The following is a 21,567-nucleotide window of genomic DNA, read 5'->3' on the forward strand; positions in this document are numbered from 1 at the left end:
AATGAGGGTGAATTATTATGTATAAGCTGCGAGGTCATCATCTTTTTTGCCTTTTGGGCTATAGGGGAATGGGCTATTCACAAGAATACGTGGAAAATATGACACGTCTGCACCAAACCCTGAGAGACAACCCCAAGATGATGATTCAACTTGTAAAGGGTCCCGATCAGTTGTGTGAAAAGTACCCAAATTCAGGTAAATACCATTGTCAAGATGACCATATTTACGATAGAGATGCCGTTATTTTAGGGAAATTAGGGCTTAAAATCGGACAGATTCTGAATTGGGAGGACATTGAGTTGCTGATCCGAAAGTATATCGTCCCCTCCGACATTCAAATTGTGTGTGAATCTTGTTCTTGGCGGTCATATGGAGTTTGTGAAGAAGGTATTCAGGACATACTTGACGGGAAGGGCTTAAGGGCAGTTAAATAACCCTTCCCTTTTTTTAATTAGTTCCGTTTCTAAACTGAATATCTTGTATTTGACTAACATTGATAGTGAACTAGTTTTGTAAATGATCTACATCCTTATCATCCGCAACGGGAATCCGTTCTTTACTAGTATTATAAAACAGGAACCTGCTACTCCAATAGAATCTTATAAGGATACGTCCCTTCCCCAAGACCGTTTGACGCATTACTATCCTCAACATAAGTTCTTAGCATTTGTTTTCGGAAACAAGGTATTTTTCCACAAAACTCAAAAAAACCTTGGTGCTCGGCGACAGATAGCGTCCCTCAAAGTAATATACAGAAACCCAACGTGAAAGAGGCGGGTCCAAGGGTAATATAGAAATTGATGGTCCCGGAGACTCCGCCATTAAACGCGGGAGGACGGAAACGCCTAATCCCTCTGCCACCAGTGTCCGTGGAGAGGCGCACTCGTAAGCAATAAGCGGCTCGAAACCTTCTCTAATGCACGCCGCAAGTAGTTGCGAACGGATTCCAGACCCCTCCTTAAAAGATACAAATGATTCTTCCCTAAGTTCTTTAATAGAAATCATTTTTCTCTTCTCCAGTGGATGTCCGTTGGCGACGACCAGCACCAGTTCATCTTGATATAGAGGTTTTGAGCTAATCCCCTTTGGGGTAACTACATTTACCAAATTTGATGAATTAATATCCGTGTGGGCTAGGGTAAGATCTAAGTCCCCCTTCTTAAGCGCCTCCAACAATGGTTCAGTTGTATTTTCCCTTATAAACACTTTAATCCCAGGGTACTCTTTCCCAAACGCTACGAGCAAGCTCGGCAACCGAGTTTGTACCATGGACTCTAGCGCGCCTACTATTATGTTTCCATGTGGGTAGTTTATGAACCCTTTAACCGAGTCTTTCGCCCTTTGTGCCTCTGCTAGGGTCTTTTCAGCACCAATATAGAATTGTTCCCCAGCCTCTGTTAATGTTACTCCCCGCCCGGTGCGTTTAAAGAGCTTAACGCCAAGTTCTTGTTCCAAATTACCGATCTGTTGGGAGAGAGCCGGCTGAGCTATCTTTAACCGTTCTCCTGCTTTTGTAAAATTATTTAGTCGCGCCACTTCAACAAAGTAAGTTAACTGCCTAAGCTCCATTCATTCAAAGACCACCTAAGTTTATGTTATAAGTAATTCTTATATCTAAAATAACACAAATATATTTTCCTTATCAATTAGACCGTATTATTATCTTTTATATAGAAAGGGAATTTTCACTCTCAAAACTATTTATGTACAGGAGGTTATGAAATTGATTAAGTCTTCAGAAAACAATATGGATAACCACAAACATCCTTATTATGGCTGGTATATTGTTATATCTGCTTCAGTTATTTGTTTACTTACAATGGGAATGCGGATGGGGATTGGACCTTTTATGGAACCGATTATGGCCGATTTAGATCTGTCTCGAACTGAGCTTTCATTCATTGTTGCCATTGGTATGATTGTTTATGGGATGGGAATGCCAATAGCAGGCCTTCTTGTGAGTACCTTTAGTACACGGTTTATGATGTTGACGGGATTAACGATTGTTTGCTTGTCGATCGTGGGGACGGTTTCCTCCAAAGGGCTGGTTTCTTTTCTGCTTTTTTTCGGTGTTTTCCTTTCACTTGGGCTTTCCTTCTTAAGCAATATCTCATTTGCTCCTATTATCAGTAAATGGTTCATTAGGCAAAAAGGAAAAGCACTTTTTTATCTGTCAACAGGGGGAATGGCAGGTATTGCAATTATGACACCTCTTGAAATGTGGCTAATCCACCTTGTAGGCTGGCAGCAAACTCTTCTTATATTTGCAGGTGTGTTCATTTGTATCGTTACTCCTTCAGCTATTTTTGTTATGCGAGAGGATGTGCCAAAAGGGGCTGATAGTAAAGGAACAGTATGCAAACAAGAAAGACAGGTATCAACAGATATTACTTTGAGAGATGCATTGAAGACAAAAGCTTATTGGCAAATCGTTCTAGGATTATTCGCCTGCGGATTTGGGATGAATCTTCTAGGTTCTCATGGTGTACCTATGTTGATGGATCATGGTTATGAACCTATGGTTGCTTCATTTGGGATTGGTACGATCGGAGTTGTCGCAATATTCAGTACTATTATTTTAGGGCAGATTGCTGATCGTTTCCCAAGAAAGAATATTTTATTTTTAGTTTATTTTGTTCGAGGACTTGGGTTTTTCGGTTTAGTTTTAGCAGCTACGAATTGGCAGCTCTTTATTGTTGCTATTAGCGGCGGATTAGTATGGTCTGGTTCAATAGCTATGTCTACGGCTATAATAAGTGACCTTTTTGGGCAACGTCTACTAGGAATCTTAAATGGCTGGGCATTTTTTATCGGACATCAAATTGCAGCAGCTTTGGGTTCGTTTCTTGGGGGCCGGCTGTATGAAGTGTTTGGGACTCATTTCTTATCATTTAGTACTGCCGGTGCACTTGCGATTATTGCTAGCTTAGCGTCCATTAGATTGCCACAGCATATATCTTACCCTAAGCAAATAAAGTTAGGTGAACAGCATAATCTTGTTAAATAAATATTAATCTTATTTGCGCTGACAATCGCTTGTAAAGTGATTGTTAGCTTTTGGACTGAATTTATTAGAACCGTAAGTGCAAGCACCATTACTGCATCGGTCGAACCGAATTACCAAGCGCGGCTCTTGTAGACTTCCCCACGCTTTAATAAATGGCGGTTAAAAATTCTTGACCTTTCTCTTTCAATAACCTATCCAGTTAACACAAAAAGAAAGGGATCTGTCAACACAGCTCCCGGTTCTCAACAAACTCACCCGTTTAAGTATTATATTTCATATTAGATAACACAGCAGCAATTAACCACATTTCGAAAAAGGGACCGGATACCAAACCGCATTGCTTACTGCTTTAATACTACTGTCATTCTGTAATGTATATTCTTAATTGGTGGACCGGCCAATTTGGCAAGATTTCATGTTGTTAAGTGGTAATAGTAGATTTAACCTCCTACAACTACTTTGACGCTGAGGCCACAGTGGCTTCTGGAGTTGTTACCTTGTCATAGAATTCTACAAACTTATCACGATCTGCACTGTCACGGTATCCCATGGCCACACGCGGATGTTCATTGAGCACACCAGAAATCATGTAAGGAATAATATAGCCCCATTCCCACTTTTGACGCATATCTAACATATGCTTTTCAATGACACCAAGAACCGGCTTAAGTTCATAGCTTGGTTTTTGAATATAGCTAACGAGAAGCTCTGTATTACAGTTACCAGCCGCACGCCCCATTCCATAAACAGATGAATCTAGGAAGGTAACCCCATTTTGGTATGCAGTCAATGTATTGGCGAATGCCAGCTGCATGTTGTTATGCGTATGTATCCCAAGCTGTTTGTTGGGAACCATTGCGCGGAATTTTTTCACTTGATGCTCAATATCCGCAGGATCTAAGCTACCAAAGGAGTCAACGATATACACAACATCTACAGGACTTTCTTTCACCATTTCAAACGCTTTAATAAGCTGGTGTTCAGGTACATTTGATAAAGCCATAATGTTGAGTGAAGTCTCATAACCCAAATCATGGAACATCTGTACAAGTTCTAAGCCTTTGTCCACTTCACGGATATAACATGCCACCCGGATCATATCCAACACACTTTGCTCACGGGGCAGGATGTCATTTGGGTCTACTCGCCCTATATCCACCAAGGCAGATAGCTTGGTGAACTTTTTCTCTGGAATAATTTCTTTCAGGAAGTTATCATCAAGAAATCTCCATGGATTGGGCTCAGACACGTTGAGAAGCTTCGCCGAATTCTTGTATCCGATTTCCATATATTCAACGCCGGCTACACTTAGCCCATTATACAAGTCCTGAACAAATTCGATGCTGAAGTCCCAATTGTTGACTAAACCTCCATCTCGGATCGTACAGTCTAAAATTTTGCTGTGATGTTCCATAAATTGCAACCTCCAACTATGATTTGCTCATTTGTCATAATATTTTTTATATTAATGGTTTATATCACGATTCATATAAAGGCGTCAACCTTATTTTAGTTTTCCATTAATCCTAACAAGAACCTCCGGATATAGAAAATAAATAAAACCCGTTGTCTCCTAGTAACTGCCTTCCCTCAAAATTACTACTGTCGTGGAATAACTCAAGATAACTGCTTTCAAATTCCACAACCAAATCAGTTATTACTTCAAAATGGAGGATATTGATTACTCCCCTGCCCATTAGTATCTTTTCAACATTTTTATGAGAGTATTCTCTGCGTGAGTGGATACAGTCTGAATACCCAATTGCAATTTTCATTAGCAACTCGTAACTTCCAGGGTAATGATTAAACCAGCCGTTTCAAAAGTAATGCCTAAAGGCAGGTTCTTTTCTGAATTTTCTTCTGTAACCTTCTGAGCAGTAAAATATTTGAAATCAATGTTGCTTAATTTTTATCATTTTCATTCCCAACTGAAGCAAAATCATATTGAATTAACAATATAAAAAGGGGGTATTGTAAGATGTTATCAGCTTTAGGTGAATTCTTTGCTGCGATAGCAACAGCATTAATGGGGAAGAAAAAAAAGAATAAAGAAAGAAACAGATAGGTAGGGAACTTTCCATATCCTCTTTTCAGGTTTGGCGTTTGTATTGTCACATCCCAGCAAGTAACACAAACAAACGCTTACTCACTATATGATATCAAAAAGATCTGCAGTTACGAGGTTCGGGCGAACCACAAAATATGAAAAAAACAGGATATCCCTCTCTCGCACGTTGGAGGACGAAAGACAGGGTACCTTGTTGCCAGATGTTATATTCTAACGAGGTTACCTTTAAAATATTAAAGTGATTTCACATCACACTGTCCGGTATGCCTTTATTCTCAGCCCTATTAGCTTTATGGAGTTCGCCATATTCAGGAGGCAGCAAGCTATACCGGCCATTTTTTCTATAAAAAAGTGTTTATGATAGTACAAATAATACCTGATAAATCTAAGGAAATCTATTTTTTTCTTACCTGCTCTTTTAAACTTTTATATATACGATAGCCGTAGCGAACTAAATCTAAAATAAAAAATGGAATTTTAATGGGAAACTTGTATAGTGTATGTTTGTATACTTTATAATAGGCAGTTACTAAATCACCCCATTTTTTGTCGCTTCCTTCTTTGTAAAAGTCAGAAATATCAACAACGTAGCCTCGGCCGTCTTTCATCATGACGTTTTTACCGTGCACATCATATGGATTGAGGCCTTGTGTCCTTGCATAATCAAGTGCTTTGTTAATATCTTTAATAACACTTGGAGGAATTCTCTTTCCTTTATGAACGGCATCATACAAAGTGATTCCCTTTAGTCTTTTCAGAATTACATACTTATCACCATAGCCCATTAATTCAGAATAGGCTGGATGAGAACCCAGTTGTTGATATACAGAAACTTCCTTTTTCAATCCTCTCACATTGCGACCATATACCTTCACGACCCACTCCTGATAATCCGAGTGCAAAAAAACAGCAGCATAGTTGCCGGCCCCCATACACTTCCATTGCTTCGGAACGTTATCCACTTTTATAGGTTCAAAATCATGCTCGCTTGTTAGTTGCACTTTATATAACAATTCTTGTTCAATCAAATTTTTAAAATCAGAAATTTTATTACTCATGCTGCAACTCCTGCTACAAAGGTAAATGCTTATCTTATTATATCTCTTGTATCCCTGCTCCCCTACTTTTTGAATGTGTGTTTTGTGATGAAACACGAAAAAAACATTTTGACGCCTTTTTGAAAAAGTTATGTGGAGTTTCATAGAGAAGGACAAGAGTACCTTGTCCTTTTATCTACATAGGATTAATTGAGCGCAGCTCATTAGTATTATCCTCCGCAATTTCACCCTTTGGGACCCTGTAATTCGTTTGGTTTCCATATTTAACCAGTACTGATAATGAAATCTTACCGGATTAAATTCGATTGCTTATCTTAACCGATATTCAAGATCCAGTTTATAGATATACTCTATTCATATCCGATGAGTAAAACTGAAAATTATTCGTGCCGGACTCATTGGCCTGATAAATGGATGATTCCGAATTTTCAACATAGGCTTTAAGCAATATTTTGAGACGCAAAAAAAACATAGGGTTTTGACCAAAATGAGATGTTTGCAAATCCACTTTAAAACCAGTTATTTTGAGATGGACCGGCCACTAAAATATAAAGGTATATGAAAACCTTAGTGAAGCATTACGCACTGTTATTAAAAGGAACGTTCGTAAATTCGATTATTATTCGAATTGATTTCAAGTTAACAGTTGTCAACCATTAAAAAAAGGCCCCTTCACGTAGAAGAGGCCTTTTAGACGAACTATTTTTCAACAGGTGCTACGGTAAACTTGCCATAGTTAACCCCTTTTAACGAAATAAGCTGGTCGCTTAGAGTGCGAAGCTTTTTCGCTTGTCCTTTAACTATAATCAGTTCCAGGCAATTATCATGATCCAAATGAAAATGGGTCGTCGCTAAAATTTCATGATGCATCCCATGTTGGATCGCGGTCATTTCCTCAAGCAAGTTACGCTGATGATGATCATAAAACAACAGAATACTCCCAGCTACGATCTGTTCTTCCTCTTCCCATGATTGTGCCGTCATCGCTTCACGCACAAGATCCCTCACAGCTTCTGACCGGTTTTCATATCCTTTTTTACGCGTAAATTCATCGAATCGGCGAAGCAGCTGCTCATCCATTGAAATCCCAAATCTCTTTAGTTCGGACTGGCTCATTGCTTATCCCACTCTTCAACATTCCACATAATGCCGAATCCATGGTGGCCAAGCGTTCTTGTTTTAATACCTGTAACCGATTTATTGACACCGTACATTGCTTCTAAATAAACCAGAAAATTAAATGGCGGGTTACTTGCCAGCTCTTTCTGAAACGCCTCATAATAAGCTTTTCTCTCTTCTTGATCTACCGTTGTGCGCGCTTTTGTCAGTAGTTCATCCATCTTTGTATTTTCGTAAGCACCAAAATTGTATAATCCATCCCCGACCTGGCTACTATGGAAGATGCGATACGTATGATCATCAGGATCAAATTCACTTCCCCAGCCAATTAAAAAGCTGTCTACTCTCGTATAATCGATCGATTGTTTTTCCATTAGCTTTGGAATAACCTTAATACCGAGCGGCTTTAACTGCTCTGCTACGACATTTGCTAGTGCTACACGTACCTTATCATGAACTGGCGACACGAGTTCAAACTCAAATCGCTGTCCATTTTTTTGAAGAACGCCATCTTCTCCCTTTGTCCATCCTGCTTTTTCCAACAATTTCGCCGCTTTTTCAGGCTGATACGAGTAAGCATTTTCCTGCGGTGAATCAGCCCATGATTTTTGCAATGGGCCATGTGCAGCTTCTCCTTTGTTGAACAAAACGCCTTTTACCATGTCTTCACGGTTTACACCAAAATTTAATGCCTGACGAACCGCTGGATCTTTAAAGAGAGGATGACGTAAATTATACATAACGGCCCGGTAATCCGCAGTCGGTATATCATAGATTGTATATGGGTCATCTTCTTTTACACTGCTCGCCTGGCCCGGCTCCATTAACGCCAGATCGATCTCACCTGTTTTTAGCTGTACAGCACGAGTATTAGCATCCGGTACCGGTTTGAAAACGACTTCGTCGAGTTTTGGCTTTGTGCTGTAGAATTGCTCATTCCGCTCCACTGTAATGGTTCCATCCGGGTTCCATTCTTTCAACTTAAACGGCCCGTTTCCGACCGGCTGCTGATTAAATTCGGTTTCATTTATATTTTCGCTTTCCAGTAAATGCTTTGGCACGATTCCGACTTTTAACTTATCTAAAAGCGGTGGAAATGGACGCTTTAATGTTATTTTCACTTCATATGCTGACATCGCTTCCACAGAATCAATTTCACTAAAATCACCACCAATTGGTGTATTGGTGAACGGGTCGAGAATTTTCTTCAGCGTAAAAGTGACATCCTCTGCAGTAACGGGTTCTCCGTCCTCCCATTTTGCATCTTCTCTCATTTTAAATATGTACGTCAGCTGGTCATCAGAAATGGTCCAATCTTCCGCTAAATCCGGTACAATTTCATTCGATTCTGTCGGTTTTGTTAATCCCCGAAACAGTAAAGAATCAATTTCCTGACTTTCATCGAGCACCGGGTTTACTTGCTCAATTTCAGCCTCCATCCCATAAACCAGCTGCTTCTTTTCTTCAGTTGAAGTTTCAGTTTCTTTATTTGAAGAACAGCCGGCAGCCAGCAGGAACCCAGCAACCGCAAACATTACTGCTGCTTTTCGTTTAATAAAAAACATAGTTATCCACCTTTTCTTGTTTATTTATGTAGAGTGTTTGAGCAGAATTATATAATGCTTTTGTGTATGGATGACTCGCATGTTCTAAATCACCCGCAGCCAATTCGTCAATGAGCTGACCTTCTTTCATCACAAGAACACGATGGCACATTTTGACAGCTGCCCGGATATCATGTGAAATAAAGAAAAAAGCAGTGCCTTTTTCTTTTTGCAGTTTTTGAATCAAAGCTATCATCGCTATTTGAGCTTGTAGGTCGAGGTTTGCAAACGGTTCGTCCAAGATAATCAGTTCAGGTTCAACCGCTATTGCCCTTGCAAGAGCGGCACGCTGGCACATTCCTCCCGACAGCTCGTGCGGGTACATATCCATTACTGAGATATCAAGCCCTGTTTGATTCAGGACCTCTTTTATTCGTGCGGTTTTATCGTATACTTTCCAATAATCAAGCCCTTCACCGATGATTTGCTTCATTGTCCAATGAGAATTAAACGAGGCGAACGGATCTTGATTCACCCATTGTACTCCGCGGCGGAATGGCTGATCCCCGTGCCAGAGCATCTGGCCGCCATCCATTTTTTCCATCTGAAGCAGCAGCCGTGCTAACGTGCTTTTTCCTCCTCCGCTTTCGCCGATCAACCCAGTAATTTCTCCTTTTCGCAGATCGAGAGATACATTGCTGACAGCTTGGTTCGTTGTTTGCCGGAATAACCCATGCTTTACATATCGTTTATCCGCTTGCTCTAATTCAATCAAAATCGTTTGTTCAGGTGGATGCAGTTTCTCATTTCCGCTTGTAAACCAGCCGTAGTTGTCAACCAGTTGTTTCGTATAAGCCGTTTTTGGATCGTGCAAAATGTCTTGAATGGTCCCCTGTTCTGCGATTAGTCCTTTTTCAATCACGATTACACGATCTGCCAGTTCATTTAAAACGCCAAGATCATGCGTTACAAGGAAAACGGAACTCCCTGACTCCTTTTGCCATTTTTTTATCATCTTTAATATATCCGCTTGGGTTTTTACGTCCAGTGCTGTCGTTGGTTCATCCGCAATGAGTAGCTTTGGCTTCAGCGATAGGGCAATCGCCAGTTGCACACGCTGTCTCATGCCTCCAGATAATTCATCAGGGTAAGATGAATAGATCCGCTCCGCTTCTTTTAACTGAACACTGTTGAGCATATGAAGGGCGTGTGCTTTCATTTCTTTCTTCGACATTGATGTATGAGCGGACAATACGTCTAAAAAGTGGCTGCCAATTGTCTGAATCGGATTAAATGTCTGCCATGAATCCTGGAACACTACGCCGATGCTTTTTCCTATAAGAAGTCGTTTCTCTTGTAAGGAAATCGTTTCAACGCTTTCTTTTTCCAAAAAAATAGCTCCGTCCGTTTTTTCAATTCCAACTGGAAGCAAATCGAGAATTGCTTTCACCGTCATGCTTTTTCCGGAGCCACTCTCCCCAATCAGCGCTGTTATTTCCCCATCCGGCACATGAAACGAAACCGATGATAAAAGAGGGTAACCATTACGCTCAACAGACAATTTTTTCACTTCCAAACAATCCGTTTCCATCCTCTCACCTCCGTTTGCATGTCATATGGAGTTAAACGTCCATGAAGCCAATCGCCTATAAAAAGAATGGATAGAACCGTCGATATAATACAAATGCCGGGGAAAACGGCCAGCCACCAGGCGCCGCCAAGCAAGAAACCTTGGGCACCCATAAGCATATTCCCCCATGAAGGCTCATGAGGAGGAATACCAATACCTAGAAAACTAAGTGTCGCTTCTGCCAAAATAGCATGGCTGATGCCGCTAACAGCTAAAACAATAATCGTCGGCCAGCACCGGGGCAAAAGATGCCTGAATAACAAGTGAGAAGCAGAGGCACCTAACACAGTCGAAGCTTGAATAAAGACATTTTGTTTCAAGGAAAGGATTTCCGTCCGGATCAGCCGCGCGACGATCATCCAGCTTGTGAAGCTTATAACAAAGATTACAGACAGCAAACCTGGCTTAAATAACAACTGAAGACCGATCATAAGTAGCAGTCCCGGAATACTTAAAAGAGCATCGACAACTCTCATCAAAATACGATCAAAAACTCCGCCTATGAAGCCACTGGCTGCACCGTATAGAAAACCAACCACAATTGAAACAACCATTGCCGACGTGCCAGCTAGTATGGATACACGGCCTCCATATAAAAGACGGGACCAGTTATCACGTCCCAACTCGTCTGTTCCTAACGGATGATCCTGATCCGGGGGTTGAAGAACATGCCCCATATCAACGGCCTGCGGATCATAAAAAGAAGCAACAGGCGCAGCCACACTCAGCAAAATGAGGATGAACAAATACATAAATGAGGCCTTGACCGTCCAGGGTGATTTAATTCTCATGATTTCTCACCTCGCATTTGGCTTCGAAGCCGCGGATCTATTGCCGCACTAATTAGATCAATTAATAAATTTGTGAGAATAACTGCCGTCATGCTCAGCAATATCGCCGCCATTAACACTGAATAATCATGCTCCATTGCTGATTTAAGCGTTAAACGCCCTAAACCCGGCCACGAAAAAATGGTTTCAACGACAACTGTTCCAGCCAACGCGGAAGCGAGAGACGCACCGGCATACGATAAAAAAGGCACTGAAGCATGCGGAACGATATGTTTCCATAAAATCACTCGGTTCGAAATGCCGCGCGCTTGCAGCGCCATAATAAAAGGCTGGCCGGTTACAACTGAAACATGATTTCGTAATAAGCGTATGTAGTACCCAACATGAGAAACAGCTAAAACGAACGCCGGCATTATTAAATAAGGCAGTTGGCCGACAAAACCTCCCGTTCCCATTCCAGCTGTCGGCAGCAGGCCGAGATACACTGAAAAAAATAGCATCAGGATCATCGCCAGCCAAAATGAAGGAATCGACATAAACATAAAACTGCAGACAGTCACCATATGATCCATGATTGACCCCCTTCGCAGACCCGAAACAATGCCAGGCAAAACAGAGAACAAAAAAATAAGCAATTGAGAAGAGAAGAGAAGAAGAAACGTTGGCTGTATTGTGCGGCCAATTACTTCTGATACATCTTCTCCCGTACTTGATGAGATCCCCCATTCTCCCTGTACAGCATTTGTGAGCCAATTAATATACTGAGCGGGGAGCGGTTCATTTAAGCCAAGATTTTCTGAAATACGCATTCGTTCGGCATCACTTAACTTTTGATACTGCCCTCCATATATAGCTGCAGCTGGATCACCTGGCAGCATCCGAATAAACAAAAAACAGCAAATACTCCCTATAAAAAGAACAAGACACGCTTCCCATAAGCGTTTTAATGCAAATAAAACCATCGTTTTCACCTTCTGTCTTCCAAATTCGTGCTATGATTCTATAAAATCGTAGCACGAAGAAGCAAAAAAAATAGAGATTCCCTGATTAATCTCCGGCCATATAAATAAAAATTATTCTCAATTTACCTATATAGAAAATTAAAGAATCTCACTCATAAGGAAAATGCACTATATTGTAACTGTTTACAGTTTAGACTATTGAAAAAAATATATCAATGCTTTATCAAAGATGGACGCCACATATGCATGTTCTTTATTAAGGAACCTTGTATTTGCTACTCCAGTGTTACTTGAATAAAAACCTGACTCTCCAATTCTAAGCAGGCTACGGAATTTCAAACCACTGTTTAATACTGCTAGAACTATGACAGTCGAACACCATCCTACGAAATGCCAATGAAAATACTGTCTAACTTTATCGGAAAACTATCCTATGAGACTTGAAAAGAAAAATTGTTCCGTAAGAAGGCCGAGAGTATAATCACCATTTCCTGTTAGTTCAATAAGACATGTTACAAAAAATCCTCTAACTGTATTCAAAAAGAGTTAATATAAGCGAAAGTGTAAGCAATTAAGTAGGAGGGGGTGACTAACCCCCGACCTCTTACACCACCGTACGTACCGTTCGGTATACGGCGGTACAATTAAGTTTGACGTAGAAATTCATACCTTTGATATAGACTTTTGAGCCCTCGATTACTCCAGTAAGAGTTATCAAGGGTTTTGTTTAGAATTGGACTACAGGCTATTCTCCAATATTTCTTTCTGGAGTTTCCCCATTCATATGCCTTTTGGTCAGGGACACCTAGACCTCTGAGTTTTCTTACTCTTGTCCTCGGTTTCTTCCATTTTTTCCATTCAATCATACGGAGTCTTCTTCTAATACACTCATCAAATTCTTTAAATTTAATTGGTGTATCAGCCAATGCAAAATATCCACACCATCCCGTTAGATATTGATTTAGTTTCTCGATTCTAACTTCGATAGGAATTGGTTTAGAACGGGAGGTTAACTCCCGTATTTTAGCCTTAAGCCTTTTAATACTTTCATTGGCTATTCGAACCTTCGGTTTCTTATTGACCGTAAAGCTAAACCCAAGAAACTTTCGTTTCCACGGGCGATCAACTGCTGATTTTTCTCTATTTACTTTGAGTACAGTTTTTCCCTCCATCTATCTGCTCCATTTACTCTGTACCACCTTCGGCAGTAAGGACTTTGTTTTGTAGTGCAAACTCATCCAATGGTACCTAGCCTTATATGAAGTTCGTGTTCCTCTTCCTTTTCTCATCAGCCAGACCACCACGATAAGTGCCACGACCACTAAAAGCCCGGCGAGTACCGGCATGAAGGGTGGATTCGACTGATTTTCTTCTTGCACATCACTTGCAGCAGTTGATTGTTTCTGCTCCTCTTTTGGTTCTTCTGTAGCTGGAGATGGAGTGGTTTCTTCCTTCGGCTCGATGTTTTCTTCCGTTGTATTCTCTGTTGCTACCGTAAACCCATACTCTCCGTCAATCTGGTGTCCATCTTCCCCGACTACACTCCACTTTACAGTGTAGTTTCCGTTCTCTAACAGCTCGCTTGCTTTTCCGGTTAAGGTATTTCCGTTTACTTGAATATCCTGGACGGGTATTTCCTTTCCCGCTTCAGATAGTAATGAGAAAGAACTACCTATCTCTATAACCGATTCGAATTCCATTACAATTTCTTGAATGTCTTCTGTTATCGTTTCTCCATTTGAAGGAGAAGAACTTTCTAAGCCAGTGTGTGCAGATACTGGAGACGCGAATGCGAAAAACAATAAGAATAAACCATACAATAACTTTTACAAAACTAATAACCTCCTTACTTAAATTCCACAAGAATAAGTATAGGGGTCAATTGTAAAGAAAGAATGAATAATCATGATTATTTCGGATGCATGCATGAAAAACCCGAAAGTCCTTGTAGCCTTTCGGGTTTTAAAATACAACTTAATTCCCTTTATGTTGCATTTCATTGATCAACAGTATTGGTCTACTATTAACCAATCTGACAGTATATTGTCGTTCAAATGAATTTCGCGTAAAAGTGTACTTAGATGCATGAGAGATGGAGACAGAATAGTAACTATCTTTTTCATAAAAATGTACCCAAATTGTACCTACGGCTATCTAGAAAAAGTACATGATTATCTTTACGCTCAAATAAAGATGGAAAGGAGATTAATAATGGCCAGTATTCGCAAGTATAAAAAAAGCGGTGAAAAAAAAAGCATATTACGAATACCGCATTCGCTATAAAGATCCTATAACGCATGAGTATAAAGAAAAATCAAAGAGAGGCTTTACATCATCAATCGAGACCCAAATCGCTGCTGCAGAAGAAGAAAAAAGAATTTTGGAAGGCTTTGAAGTCAATGAAAAAGTATACACCTTGGAATCGTTCTTAACCAACTGGCTATTAGAATATAAAAAAGGTTCGGTCCGCAAAAATACGTATCTTGTACATGAAAGAAATATCCAAAATCATATTATTCCATATTTTCAAAATCTCTTATTGAAAGATTTAAAGCCTATTATGTACCAAAATTTTTTAAATCACTTGACTGATAAAGGCTACAGTAAACGAACTGTGGAAATCGTACATGGAACAGTGTATAATGCAATGAACAAAGCTTACTGGCTCTTTTTTATGATGCTTATTGAAACCGGGATGCGGAAAGGAGAAGCCGCTGCTCTCCAATGGACAGATGTTGATTTAAAAGAGAAAACTATCTCCATTAATAAGACACTGGACTTTGATCCGAAAGAGAACGAAGATTTGTTTGGAGATACAAAGACACATAAGTCGAAACGAATTATTACTATCAGCCAGTCGTTAACCAATGCTCTTCAATTTCATTTGAAATACCAAAATCAAAATAAGCTGGCGCTAAACGATTTCTATAACCATGATTTAAATCTTGTTCTGTGCCGTAATGATGGAAATGTGATGCCTAAGTCTACTCTATTTAATTCCTTTGCTCGAAAATTGAAAAAAGCAGGCCTCCCCCAGCTTTCTATCCATTCGCTACGTCACACCCATGCAGTTCTTCTGCTGGAATCTGGCGCTGATATGAAATATATTCAGGAACGTTTTGGTCACGGGAGTATGGGCATCACAGCAGACGTGTATGCTCACGTTTCGAAAAAACTGGAACAAGGGAATCTACAAAGATACGAAGACTATTCCGAAAAGCTTTTTCAAAGTAAATGACATCTTGTGGGTGTTTTGTGGGTGCGGGGTTTTCCGTACCCTTTTTTCATGTGTTTACCCACATTTTAAAATAAAGAAAAACCCCTTAAAGCCATACGGCTCAAGAGGTTGTCCATCTTAGTACATTGACATGTATTGCTCGCGCTCCCAAGGGTGAACTTGTGTGCGGAACATATCTTATAGAATTTATTTTTAAGTAATTATCGGTATTTACTATCCTAATAAGCCTTTTTTGAATTTATTTCATAAATATAAGTAATCAATTATTTGTTCGCAAACTAATATTATACGAATAGTTAAACCCTATCCCTCATAATTGCGAGTATCCTAAAAACAAGGGAACACTTCGACGTGCTCCCTTATTTTTCATTACTGGGTTTATTAACATTTTTTTCCTTGTTCAAACATTTCCACTCTCTGCTTTACCACTATTTGTGAAATGGTTCATCACGCATTTATCTGCAAAATGATAAATAGTTTTTTGAGCAATTATGCCACCAAAAAAAATCATGATCTTTTCTTGTTCTATTAAAGTTTTGTTTTAGATAATACGTGCTGAGACAATACCCTCAATTTGGTTGATTTTTTCCTCTAAACCTGGAATGATTTCGCCGTTTACGTTATTATCAATATCAATGATGGTATAGGCATATTCTCCCCGGCTTCTGTTCACCATGTCTGCAATGTTTAAATCATAGCTGGATATTATTGAAGAAAAATTTCCAACCATCCCAGGAACGTTTTGGTGAAAAGCAGTTACACGTGTTTTACCTGTATACTGAAGGCAGGCATTAGGGAAATTCACAGAATTTTTAACATTTCCAGTTTCCAGAAAATCCTTTATCTGGCGAGCGGCCATGATCGCACAATTTTCTTCTGATTCATTTGTTGAAGCACCAAGATGCGGGATACATACAGTGTTTTTCATCTTCAATACTTTTTCATTAGGAAAGTCTGTAATATAATATCCCACTATTCCACTATCAAGTGCAGCTTCCATATCCGTTTCATTCACAAGCTCACCACGCGAAAAATTCAAAATATGAACACCCGGTTTCATGATGCTAAATGTAGCTTGGTTAAACATTCCTCTTGTATCATCGGTTAATGGTACATGCACTGTAATATAATCAGAGCTTGCGAACAACTCCTCAATGGTCATAGCTCGCTTAACATTACGTGATAAATTCCATGCTGTATCAACAGAGATAAACGGGTCAAATCCAATAACGTCCATGTCTAAATCAAGTGCATCGTTAGCTACAAGTGCACCTATTGCCCCTAATCCAATTACCCCTAGTGTCTTTCCTTTAATTTCTTTTCCAACAAATTGTTTTTTTCCTGCTTCAACAAGTTTTGGAACTTTGTCCCCTTCACCATCTAGCGTCTTTGTCCATGCAACACCTGCAAATAGGTTTCGGGAAGAAGCCATTAATGAAGTTAAAACAATCTCTTTTACCGCATTCGCATTGGCACCTGGGGTATTAAAAACAACGATACCTCGCTCTGTGCATTTTTCCACCGGAATATTATTGACCCCTGCTCCGGCCCGTGCGATTGCTTTTAAATTATGGCCAAATTCCATTGAATGCATATTGAAGCTGCGAACCATAAATGCATCAGGATTTTCAGTTCCATTGTCAATCGTAAAGCTATCCTTATTAAATACGTTTAGACCGCTTTCTGCAATATTATTCAGTGTTTTAATTGTTTTGACGTAATCTAATGTGACTGCACTCATTTTATTTTCTCCTTTTTTTGTAAAAGTTTCTTAATAAACAGAAAGAGGTAAGGGATACTTCCCTTACCTCTGCCCAGGCGAACGGCTGCGACACTAATGTGCTCCCTCGCGGTTATCCGCGTTTCGCCAGTTACACATAGTCTTTTCATTTCTTTCATTCTATCAATTTCTTCACCAAGCTGCAACCTTTATTATATCTCCCCTAAATTCGCGATCAACTCAATTATTACTGACACACTTTTTTGAACCCTGACAACTTTTTCCTCTATATATGGAGAAAGTAACTACGGTATTCATCGATTAAAGCTATAAAAAATGAAGAACTCAATTTTTATTGGACTAGCCCTTGGACAACTAGAAAATTATTATTTCATTTTTATAAGTTTATTAATTTGCAACTAGAATTAACTTTCGATCTCGAGGATAGCCTCGATTTCTTCTTGGATCTCTCTATTTACCGAAAGAGAACGTTTTTTTCTCAATTCAAGATCCATTTCTCTGTCAATGAAATTGTTGGTATGTTTGTCAAAACAATCGTAACAAATAGAGTAAAAATCTTTTTTTTCTTTCTTTAGAAAATCAAATTCCCACGTTTCTAGCTCTAAATAACTTACTTTATCATTCGTTTCTTTTTCACATAATTCGCAAGTTGTTTTCAATATAAAAATCCTTTCCATAACGTCGACCTTTTATTTTTTTGCTAGATGGCGGTCTCTAATTCTTTTTAAACGCCCATGATATTTCAATATATTCGCTTGTGATCGTTTTGCATCTTCACTTGTAGGTTGTAAGTTAGCAATATCCCAATAAGTCACAATTACATCTAATACTTGGTCAAAGTATTGTAGTGGGCCATAATTCGCATCTATTGCAATGGTTTTCATTCTATCGGTAAAGTCTGGCATAACGGCGCCTGGCATAGAGAAATTAATAATTACATTCTCAAAATAAACAATGAAATTCGGATCAAGTTCAAGATGGGCTTTCACTGTGTCGCGATAGAATGCATAATGAAGTGCTTCGTCTTTCGCTAAACGTCGAAGTAATGTTGCTAAATCTTTGTCATGCGGACTCGCTATTTTAGCTACATTATTATAAAAAACTAGTGTGGCTAACTCTTGCAATGAAGTATAGGCCATTGTAGCTAGAGGGTTAGTGAAGTCTGGAAACCAGCCGCTTTCAACTACTCTTCTTCTTAGTTCATGCAATCTTGTAGGATTTACGTTTCGTGTCACCAATAAATACGTTTCAAGTAAGTTAGAGTGCTGGTCTTCTTCAGCCGTCCAAGTGCGTACAAAATCATTTATTACTTCCATTGAATTTTTAAAGGTATAATCCAAATGCGAAGTATACCAAGGTAAATTTACTTCAGTAAGTAATGCTGTTTCTATCGCTACAATTACTCCTTCTGGAAGAGTTACTTGACTCTCATCCCAAGGAACTCGTTTAAAGGACATGGCCTTGTCCCATGGAATAAACTCGTGATAGCTCCAGTCAATATTTGCAGAACGTTCCTTATGTAATTGATATAATTCTTTAATGCGTGGTTCTAAGCGTATATCCAAATCAGAATTTAACATTATCTTTTCTCCTTAAGGTTTTTTGCTTTCTAACTTTAAATGATTAAAGTGTATGAAACTGATTTACTTTTTTGGTTCATATGTAGCTTCTCGTAGGAACCATAATAAATATAAGGTGGAAAATACTGAAGCAATTGCTTTATCGCTTCTGCTGGCAATATCTTCAGTTTTTTGGCTCCTCAACTTGTTTGAGTATTTTGTAGGGTCATTTTTCCAAACCTCCTTCTTTTTGTGTTCTTAATTTAAATTATAAAGGAAGGAAAGTTGACATTGTTAGTACCAGGTGTCATATATTAGGTATGATAAATGTCATATATATGATGGTGAGAACGGTTCGTTAAGCAGGAATTTAACGCGAACCTTAATTCAGATAATTGAATGAAGACTGCCCTCTCCTCTTTTATTCAATTACAACTTAGTTTGGATCATATAAAAGATGGTCAGATTACCTGACCATCCTTCTATTAATCCAACATTCAGAGTAAAACAGTGATTCGTACCTTATCGCCTTCATTATTTTTGCTGAAAAATATCTGAAAAGTGAATAATGATACTTTCCCCCAAACGAAGTTCAGCATGTAAACACTTCCCATCATTAACCACCTTACTATCGTCTATTAATTAAATATTAGGTTCATTACGTTGTAAGAATATTAGTTATGTTACTTTATGTTTAGGTCAAAAAATTGTATAGTGAATTCATACTTTGGATGTTGATAAGGGGACCAGACAGTGAAGGAAGAATTACGTTATATAGGTAAAAAAATCGTGGAAAATGAAACAATATTAGCAAAAAAAATATATGAGCTCATCGATTCTAAATATACGGAAAGTTTAAATAGTTCCGGGGCCCCTAGGACTGAACTTTTTGAATATAGGGGAGAACTAATCAGGTATTTTGGACAAGCATTATTCGAGGACCGAGAATTAATTTGCAAAAAAGTTATTGACTGGGGTATAAAAGCTGCAACATTTGCTATAAAATACGATGTTTCATTAAGTAATGCATTAAGAGCCGTTTCTTTTTATAGGACAGTAATTTTGGATGTTTTTACTGAAGAATTAAAGCAAAAACAGTTTGCAGCCATCACAATGCTCGATGTATCCAAGATTATTGACCCTTTGCTTGATAAAGTGTTCAGTGTTATAGGTGAAGTATATGAGAACAGAAGCAACGAATTAATGAAAATTGCTTATACAGCATTAGAAGAATTATCTGTGCCTGTTGTTCCGATTATTGACGGGATTGCTGCTATACCGATAGTTGGTGCTATAGATACTAACCGTGCTCATTTAATTATGGAAATCTCATTAAACGAAGGATCTCGACTTAATTTAAAAACCATAATATTTGATGTCTCCGGTGTTCCAATTATTGATACAATGGTTGCTCACCAAATATTTAAAATTATAACAGCTTTGAAATTGACTGGCATAAAAGCAATCATATCAGGAATTCGTCCAGAAATTGCACAAACGATCGTAACTTTGGGGTTGGATTTCAATAAAGTTAAAACCGCAGCGACTATGCAGCAGGCTCTTAATCAATTAGGACTAACAATAATTCCAAATGACAGAAATGGTAAAAATCCGGTTAAAAAATAAGTTTAATCGATATTAAAAGCCTAAATCATGTGTCCTAAACACTCATTTAATAATTAGAAGTTCCAAAAGCACTTGTAAGGCATATCTTAAATAGAATCGTTAAACACAGTTTAGAGACAAGCTTGGGTAACTTGTCTTTTTTTGGTTTGCTTGTTTGCATAATGTGTCTTTATGTGACATTCCAGCGAGTTTTTCTTTTTAATCTTGTCGAGTAGAAGGGAGCCTTTCTACCTTGCGGTAAATTGCACTCACCCCCTCACAGAACCGTGCTTGCGCTATTAACGTACACGGCTCCTCCTAGTCATCATATACTGAATGTAGCTAACCTCTTTTCTTAATTGATAGATATTCACTTTGATTCTTGGTGAAGGTAGTGGATATTTATTGAGAAAGAGCCTACATTTATCCCATGTAAAGGATTTCCTTTGGCTTCTTTGGTTTAGCTATTTAAATAGTGTATAGGTTACACTTAATTGAAAAGAAAATTAAGTGTCATCCATTTGGCTTTCGGCCCGCCACTTAATTGTCTAGGTATAAAGACTAAAATTACCTTTAGCCCTCCAAAATTCGCTACGAGAGAATGGCTAGTTCTTACTCGACGGGAATCCCACCCGCTATATGATACGACCTAGGCTCGGCCGCACACCTGCCCCATTAGCCATCCATGAAGCAGCGCTTCACCGCAGAAAATGCAAGATACGTTCTTACATGGTAGTTGAATAAAAAGCGACCTTGCTTTAATAACGATTATATAATTGTACAATTTTAGTTTAAGCCTATTGATTTGCACTATTTTCAATATCCTGTTATGATAAGGAAGAATTATTTTTGTTCGGTGTAAAGGGATAGCATGAGTATCGACTTTTCGTCTTGAAAATCACTTTGGGCAAGGATAGTAATACATTGTGTGGTAACGCACTAGGAGGCAACAACAATGGAACAAGGTACAGTTAAATGGTTTAATGCAGAAAAAGGTTTTGGTTTTATCGAACGTGAAAATGGGGACGATGTATTCGTACACTTCTCTGCAATCCAAAGTGAAGGCTTCAAATCTTTAGACGAAGGTCAAAAAGTAACGTTTAACGTTGAGCAAGGTGCTCGTGGGCCTCAAGCTACTAACGTTCAAAAAGCTTAATCTTTTAAATCAATTACACAAACAGGATCCATATATGGATCCTGTTTTTCAGGCTGTTGAGAAAGTTTTTTCTCAGCAGCTTTTTTGCG

At 38.9% G+C, this 21,567-nt stretch carries 18 protein-coding genes, 1 pseudogene and 1 riboswitch; of the genes and pseudogenes, 5 read left to right on the top strand and 14 right to left on the bottom strand.

The genetic code is table 11. The features are described from left to right. Positions 1-17: 17 nt before the first annotated feature. Positions 18-434: a DUF1284 domain-containing protein gene (locus D0469_RS17970; protein ID WP_117328110.1), complete on the top strand. Its 417-nt coding sequence runs from the start codon at positions 18-20 to the stop codon at positions 432-434. A 226-nt stretch (positions 435-660) separates the two neighbouring features. Here D0469_RS17970 and D0469_RS17975 read toward each other — a convergent pair whose 3' ends face one another. Continuing rightward, positions 661-1,569 (bottom strand): LysR family transcriptional regulator, encoded by a 909-nt coding sequence (locus D0469_RS17975; protein ID WP_117328111.1) that lies wholly within the window; start codon positions 1,567-1,569, stop codon positions 661-663. Positions 1,570-1,723: 154 nt separating this feature from the next. Here D0469_RS17975 and D0469_RS17980 point away from each other — a divergent pair, with 154 nt between their 5' ends. After that, positions 1,724-3,007: an MFS transporter gene (locus D0469_RS17980; RefSeq protein ID WP_233523113.1), complete on the top strand. Its 1,284-nt coding sequence runs from the start codon at positions 1,724-1,726 to the stop codon at positions 3,005-3,007. Positions 3,008-3,461: 454 nt separating this feature from the next. Here D0469_RS17980 and D0469_RS17985 read toward each other — a convergent pair whose 3' ends face one another. From D0469_RS17985 to D0469_RS22185, 10 genes and pseudogenes are all read right to left on the bottom strand, one after another. Then, positions 3,462-4,421, bottom strand: coding sequence for an aldolase catalytic domain-containing protein (locus tag D0469_RS17985; RefSeq protein ID WP_117328112.1), 960 nt, complete (start codon positions 4,419-4,421; stop codon positions 3,462-3,464). A gap of 112 nt (positions 4,422-4,533) precedes the next feature. Further along, on the bottom strand, positions 4,534-4,782 hold the full coding sequence (locus tag D0469_RS17990) for a hypothetical protein (RefSeq protein ID WP_142919206.1): 249 nt from the start codon (positions 4,780-4,782) through the stop codon (positions 4,534-4,536). A gap of 688 nt (positions 4,783-5,470) precedes the next feature. Then, positions 5,471-6,133, bottom strand: coding sequence for a protein kinase family protein (locus D0469_RS17995; protein WP_117328114.1), 663 nt, complete (start codon positions 6,131-6,133; stop codon positions 5,471-5,473). 699 nt (positions 6,134-6,832) lie between these two features. Then, a complete protein-coding gene (nikR, locus tag D0469_RS18000; protein ID WP_117328115.1) occupies positions 6,833-7,249 on the bottom strand; it encodes a nickel-responsive transcriptional regulator NikR in 417 nt (138 codons plus the stop codon). After that, entirely contained in the window at positions 7,246-8,817 is a 1,572-nt protein-coding gene (locus D0469_RS18005; protein WP_117328116.1) for an ABC transporter substrate-binding protein, read from the bottom strand. The genes nikR and D0469_RS18005 overlap by 4 nt, the downstream gene beginning before the upstream one ends. Next, entirely contained in the window at positions 8,804-10,387 is a 1,584-nt protein-coding gene (gene nikE / locus D0469_RS18010) for a nickel ABC transporter ATP-binding protein NikE (protein WP_117328117.1), read from the bottom strand. The genes D0469_RS18005 and nikE overlap by 14 nt, the downstream gene beginning before the upstream one ends. Further along, positions 10,363-11,217, bottom strand: a complete 855-nt coding sequence (locus D0469_RS18015) for an ABC transporter permease (RefSeq protein WP_117328118.1) — start codon at positions 11,215-11,217, stop codon at positions 10,363-10,365. Before D0469_RS18015 ends, nikE begins: the two co-directional genes overlap by 25 nt. Next, positions 11,214-12,179 (bottom strand): ABC transporter permease, encoded by a 966-nt coding sequence (locus D0469_RS18020; protein ID WP_117328119.1) that lies wholly within the window; start codon positions 12,177-12,179, stop codon positions 11,214-11,216. The genes D0469_RS18015 and D0469_RS18020 overlap by 4 nt, the downstream gene beginning before the upstream one ends. 644 nt (positions 12,180-12,823) lie before the next feature. Continuing rightward, positions 12,824-13,351, bottom strand: a pseudogene (locus D0469_RS18025) (group II intron maturase-specific domain-containing protein); the annotation flags it as partial. Next, positions 13,352-13,981, bottom strand: coding sequence for a copper resistance CopC family protein (locus D0469_RS22185; protein WP_407675753.1), 630 nt, complete (start codon positions 13,979-13,981; stop codon positions 13,352-13,354). It abuts the pseudogene before it with no gap. Between the two features lie 440 nt (positions 13,982-14,421). Here D0469_RS22185 and D0469_RS18035 point away from each other — a divergent pair, with 440 nt between their 5' ends. After that, entirely contained in the window at positions 14,422-15,417 is a 996-nt protein-coding gene (locus tag D0469_RS18035; RefSeq protein ID WP_407675754.1) for a site-specific integrase, read from the top strand. Positions 15,418-15,958: 541 nt separating this feature from the next. Here the strand turns inward: D0469_RS18035 and D0469_RS18040 are convergent. The 3 genes from D0469_RS18040 to D0469_RS18055 form a co-directional block, all read right to left on the bottom strand. Then, the gene (locus D0469_RS18040) at positions 15,959-17,158 is read right to left on the bottom strand and encodes a phosphoglycerate dehydrogenase (protein WP_117328121.1); all 1,200 of its coding nucleotides are present in this window, start codon (positions 17,156-17,158) and stop codon (positions 15,959-15,961) included. A gap of 64 nt (positions 17,159-17,222) precedes the next feature. Further along, positions 17,223-17,302, bottom strand: a riboswitch (ZMP/ZTP riboswitch). Positions 17,303-17,562: 260 nt separating this feature from the next. After that, positions 17,563-17,835 (bottom strand): hypothetical protein, encoded by a 273-nt coding sequence (locus D0469_RS18050; RefSeq protein WP_233523114.1) that lies wholly within the window; start codon positions 17,833-17,835, stop codon positions 17,563-17,565. 12 nt (positions 17,836-17,847) lie between these two features. Beyond that, positions 17,848-18,738 carry an acyl-ACP desaturase gene (locus D0469_RS18055; protein WP_117328123.1) on the bottom strand — a complete coding sequence of 297 codons (891 nt, stop codon included), beginning with the start codon at positions 18,736-18,738 and terminating at the stop codon, positions 17,848-17,850. Positions 18,739-19,470: 732 nt separating this feature from the next. On the opposite strand from D0469_RS18055, the gene D0469_RS18060 reads away from it, so the two are divergent. Together D0469_RS18060 and D0469_RS18065 are read left to right on the top strand one after the other, a co-directional pair. Further along, positions 19,471-20,343: an STAS domain-containing protein gene (locus D0469_RS18060; RefSeq protein ID WP_117328124.1), complete on the top strand. Its 873-nt coding sequence runs from the start codon at positions 19,471-19,473 to the stop codon at positions 20,341-20,343. 934 nt (positions 20,344-21,277) lie between these two features. Continuing rightward, complete coding sequence (locus D0469_RS18065) at positions 21,278-21,478, top strand: cold-shock protein (RefSeq protein WP_117328125.1); 201 nt, start codon at positions 21,278-21,280, stop codon at positions 21,476-21,478. Positions 21,479-21,567: the final 89 nt, after the last annotated feature.

Origin of the sequence: Peribacillus saganii, from assembly GCF_003429095.1 — a bacterium.
In the GTDB taxonomy this organism is placed as follows: Bacteria; Bacillota; Bacilli; order Bacillales; family DSM-1321; genus Peribacillus; species Peribacillus saganii.